This window comes from Mycoplasma sp. 4423 (genome assembly GCF_054353855.1).
Genome location: NZ_JBTHHJ010000027.1, coordinates 1 through 5,374 on the forward strand (window position 1 = coordinate 1; position 5,374 = coordinate 5,374).

Annotated in this window: 3 protein-coding genes and 1 pseudogene; 2 read left to right on the forward strand and 2 right to left on the reverse strand. The window is 27.2% G+C overall.

What is annotated here, in order from left to right:
* Nucleotides 1–156: 156 nt before the first annotated feature.
* Nucleotides 157–1,518 (reverse strand): phosphopyruvate hydratase, encoded by a 1,362-nt coding sequence (eno, locus tag ACXYRN_RS04130; protein ID WP_458598029.1) that lies wholly within the window; start codon nucleotides 1,516–1,518, stop codon nucleotides 157–159.
* A gap of 269 nt (nucleotides 1,519–1,787) precedes the next feature.
* On the opposite strand from eno, the gene ACXYRN_RS04135 reads away from it, so the two are divergent.
* Together ACXYRN_RS04135 and ACXYRN_RS04140 are read left to right on the forward strand one after the other, a co-directional pair.
* Nucleotides 1,788–3,785: a S8 family serine peptidase gene (locus ACXYRN_RS04135; protein WP_458607769.1), complete on the forward strand. Its 1,998-nt coding sequence runs from the start codon at nucleotides 1,788–1,790 to the stop codon at nucleotides 3,783–3,785.
* A 1-nt stretch (nucleotide 3,786) separates the two neighbouring features.
* Entirely contained in the window at nucleotides 3,787–4,551 is a 765-nt protein-coding gene (locus ACXYRN_RS04140; RefSeq protein ID WP_458607770.1) for a hypothetical protein, read from the forward strand.
* Between the two features lie 255 nt (nucleotides 4,552–4,806).
* Here the strand turns inward: ACXYRN_RS04140 and ACXYRN_RS04145 are convergent.
* Nucleotides 4,807–5,369, reverse strand: a pseudogene (locus ACXYRN_RS04145) (IS256 family transposase).
* Between the last annotated feature and the right edge of the window lie 5 nt (nucleotides 5,370–5,374).

Sequence of the window (5,374 nt, forward strand, 5' to 3'; positions counted from 1 at the left end):
ATTCAATCTGTTTTAGATTGAAAATCACCTCAGCAATATGCCGAGATGATACAATATTAATTTTCTGTTAATTTTTATGTCCTTGTTTAATTTTCTTTCTTTGTTTAAAATAAGCATTCATTTTATAAAAATATTTTTTATCTTTCATAAAATAAATTATTTTTTAATATTATAAAAAGAATTAATACCTTTAAAAGTTGCTGTATTTCCTAGTTCTTCTTCGATTGCTAATAATCGATTATATTTAGCAATTCTGTCTGTTCTAGACATTGATCCGGTTTTAATTTGTCCTGTATTCATAGCAACCGCTATATCTGCAATAGTGCTATCTTCGGTTTCCCCTGAACGGTGAGATACAACAGCAGTCATATTTGCTTTTTGAGCCATTTGGATAGCATCAAAAGTTTCTGTTAATGAACCAATTTGGTTTACTTTAATTAAAATAGAGTTCATTGACTTTTCTTCAATAGCACGTTTAAGAATTTCAGTATTTGTAACAGTTAAATCATCACCTACAATTTGAACCTTATTTCCTATTTCAGCAGTAAGTTTTTTAAATCCTGCTCAATCGCTTTCTGCTAATCCATCTTCTATAGAAATAATAGGGTATTTTGAAACAAGAGATTCAAGGTATTTAATCATTTCATCAGTTGTATAAGTTAATTTAACATCATTTAAGTGTTCAAAACCAGGTTTTTTAGATTCGATTGCTTCTTTAAGTTTTCCGAAAGTATATACACCATCTCTGTATAATTCTGATGAAGCACAATCCATTGCGATTGCAACAGCGTTTTCTCCGGATGTAGCTGGTTGATATCCAGCAAGTTTAATAGCTTCAACTAAAAAATCTAAGGCTTCTTCGTGAGATTTAAAGTTTGGAGCAAATCCACCTTCATCACCTACTTGAACACCGTGTCCGTTTTTCTTAAGTAATTTAGCTAAGTTATGGAAAACAAAGTTTGCCATTTGTAGTGCTTGACGTAAAGATTTAGCACCTACTGGCATAATCATAAATTCTTGGAAATCAAGGGTATTAGAAGCATGTTCACCACCATTGATAACATTTAACATAGGAAGGGGTAATTGGTGTGCATTAAAACCTCCTAGGTATTTATAAAGTGGTAATTGTAATTCATCTGCAGCTGCACGAGCAACAGCTAATGAAACACCTAAGATAGCATTAGCACCTAATTTAGATTTAGTTGGTGTTCCATCTAAAATAATCATTCTTTGATCAATTAAACGTTGCTCAGTAACTTCAATACCTTCAATAGCAGGAGCAATAATTTGGTTAACATGATCAACAGCTAACATAACTCCTTTTCCACCGAATCAATTTTTTTCATACTTAGAACCTTTATCTCTTAGTTCTAAAGCTTCTCTTGAACCAGTTGAAGCTCCCGAAGGAACCATTGCTGAACCAAATCCACCTAATTCAGTTGTAACTTCTACTTGAACAGTAGGATTTCCTCGAGAATCCAACACTTCACGTGCATGTATTTTTTTAATTGCTGACATTTATGTCTCCTCTAAAATGTTATATAAATTATGTTATTTCATATTTTATAAATATTAAATATTTAAAAAATTATATAACATATTTTTTTAATAAATAATAAAATATGTAGGAAGCAAGGATTGTGTGTTTTCACAAATTTTGCAGATATCAAAAAGAAAATATGTTTTTAATAAAAATTTCTGGTATTAATATTTCTTTTTATGTAAAATAATTTTGTAAGAAATTAAATAAGTAATTTGATTCTTACAAAATTACTAAAAGGAGATATATGAAAATTAAACATAAAAAAATATTTTTATTTAGCGGTGTTTTTATTACATCAGTTATAGGTATAGCTACCTTAACAGTTACAAGCATATCAAAAAAAGAAGAAAAACCTTGATATTTAGAATATCAAAACAAAAAATTAGAGATTCGCATAAATAAAAACGGACAACTGTTTAATTCTGTGAGAAATGTACCTATAAATAACGATTACGAATTAAAATTACTATTAAATTATGAAGAAAAAAATTCTATTCACGAAGAAAGTTGAGTAGAACAAAAAAACCAAGAATTTATTAATAAAATACAAAATTCTGGTGTTTTATTTAAAAAACATCAAATAAGTTCAATGATGCCTATTGTTTGATTTTATTTTGATAATGAAAATCAAAGAGAAAACTTTATTAAAAATATAATAGACAAAAAAGAAATTTTTAAAGGAATTGTATTTCCTAACGAAATTCAAAACAAAAAATTATCCGACACTAATAAAACAAATGAAGAAGATGTATATTATTTAGTAAATAAATATCCAGATATATCAAAAAATGTAGAATTTGTTGATTTTAAAAAGCAAAGAGACAAAGAGGATAATCGATACTACAATAATATTGGTAATGTAGGAGTTATAGAAGTTAACGGAATGTTAGATGAAAGAAAGCTTGATGGTTTTCTAAGATATGGTATAGAGTGAAATAACATTTCAAACTCAAAATTATCACATCACCCAAACGAGGTAGCAAATATAGTTGCAGGTACACATGGTTATGATAGATATTCAAAAGTTTTCTATTCTACATACTTTTATGATTCAGAATGACAAAAAGCAATCGAATGAATGGTTAAAAATAAAAGAGTAAGGGTTATAAATCATAGTTACGGAGCAGGGCCGAACAATAAAAGAAAGGATTATAGTGAAATCAATCTTTTTCTAGATTATATATCAAGAAAATATGGTGTTGTAAATATTTTTGCTTCAGGTAATGGAAACAATAAAAACGGAATAGAAAATGAATGAATAAATTGAAAATCTCTTTCATTTAATAACTTAGTTGTAGGAGCATTAGATTATTACCATTGATCAAAAGATCCAAAAGACTCAATAGCACCATACTCAAATTATCTTCTTCCAGACAATTATAATTCACTTGCAAAACCTAATGTAGTTGCTCCTGGATATTTATATGAAAGAAAACAACTTAATCAATTTGGAGAAAAAAAGGATATTTGAGTTGATGGAACGAGTTTTGCAACACCTATTGTTACAGGACTTGTTTCAACATTGTTAAGAGAAAGAAACTTTTTGGATAAGGATAAAATCAGATTGCAATCAATAAAAGCGATTATAGGTGCTTCATCCAGAACTCCAAAAGTAAATAATCTTAATTATAAACCAAATGGATATTCTAAAAAATACGGGTCTGGTATTGTAGATTTTGAAAATATGTTAGAAGCAGCAGATAATTTAGTAACTAAGGAAGTTTCAAAATCTGATAGTGATTTTGTTTTATCAACAAGAGAGTTTTATGTTCAAAAAGACAAAAAAATTAAAGGAGCAAGCTCTTGGTTGTTTAATACAGGTTTATTAAAGGCACCAGAAAATTTACCTACATATAATGCAAATGTGAATTGATGATGATTTTTAGGTGTTTTAGGAGGTGTTATTGCTAATTCAGTTGAAGGAGCAAGATTAGCAAAAGAAAAGGTAAAATGGCATGAAACCCATATAGATGAAGATAGATTGAATCTAAAAACAATAAATCAAAAACAAAACGATAAATTATTTTCTGATTATGATTTATATTTAGAAAAAAAAGATAGTTTTGGGAAGTGAACTGTTGTAAAAAGCATCACATCGATTAATTCTAATGATGAGATTTTAGAATATATAACACCAGAATCTGGGATATATAGACTAAAAGTGAAAAAATATTCTGATGCACTGTTTGATAATTCGATTAATGATAGTTTAGCAATGACATATACAGTTCAAGAAAGATAGTATGAAAAAACTAAAGAAATGATTTTTTCCTTTTTCGTTTAGTTTAGGTTTATTAACTGCTTCTTGTACTTCCTCATCTCTTGACTCTAATAAAAAAGAAATAAAAGATTATGAGATATCAGATATAACAAAATTTAAATCTCTTATTTCTAAATATAATAAAGATAATAATATCCAAACAATTTATGATCCTTATTTTACTTACTTTTGATCAGGTAATACAGAAAATAAAGGAAAGTTTAAATATATCTTTGATCATAAATATGAATTAATTACATCAGAGCAAGAGTTAGACGAAAAATTTCTAAACAAATTTAGTCTAGAGACAGTAAGGGCATTTGGCTGAAGAAATCACTTACAAACAAACTTGAAAATAGACTTAAATACATTAACACAACAACAGTTTCAACAAAAAAATAGAGAAAAATTCAAAGAAATTTATTTAAATAACGAAGATATTGATAAATTTTTCAAAACCAAAAATTTATTGATGTATGAAAGTTGAACACGGGGTCCTGCTATTGATGAAATAAGTCTTGTTGTCGATGATAAAAACAAAAATCAAATAAATTTACACTTTAATGTTGTAGATACAAGCGGTTTAGGAGTAAATTATGATATACCACTTTATAATATGATGTCGGAATTAAAAATGGATATAAAATACCTTGATAAAACAAAGACAATAACTATCAATCCAGAATTAAACAATGATCAAACAAAACAATTTTATGAGTATTTGAAAAATTTATATAAAGATGAATAATAGATACACAAAGAGAACATCTGTAAAAGGTGTTCTCTTTGTTTAAGACGATTGATTTTTGGACATTATAAAAATTCTTGTGTATTTTAATAAAAATCTAAGTTATATCCTGTAAAAAGGTAAGTTGTATATATGGTACCATCTTATCAGAAAATTTAAAATTTTTTTTGAAAAACCTGCAAAATAAAGCGAACAAAAGTAATCTTTTGTTCTTTTGCTTTATATTTTGCGGGTTTTTCAATGCCAAATTGAAGTTTAACCAGTATTTCTAAATCCGTTTGTTGTTCTAAGACTTCTGTTAATATTTCAGTTATCAAAAATATGTGCTAAAAGCAATGATAAACTTTCCGTACTAGGAAATGAAACCTTTCTTTTTAAAATCAATTTCATATTCGAGTTTAAGGATTCAATTGGATTTGTTGTATAAATAGATTTACGCTTTTCAGGTGGAAAATCAAAAAATGTTAATAAATTTTTCATTTGCAAAAGATATGAGACTTCTTTTTTGTAACCTTTTATGGTTCATTTTGATACAAAGTTTTCTAGTTCTTTTTGTGCTTCAGCTATATTACTTCGTTTGGCAATTAACATAAAATCATTAGAAATTTCTTTACGATCTGAAACCTTACTTTAGACACAATATTTCTTTGAATGTGTACAAGACATCTTTGAGTCTTAGATTTTGGAAAAATTTCATTTACAACATTTTCTAAACCAGGTAAGCCGTCAAAGACAAAAATTTCAACTTCTTCTACACCTTGTTCCTTGATTTTTAGTAATAATTCTCTAAAAATTCCTTTGTTTTCATTTGGACAAATTTCAA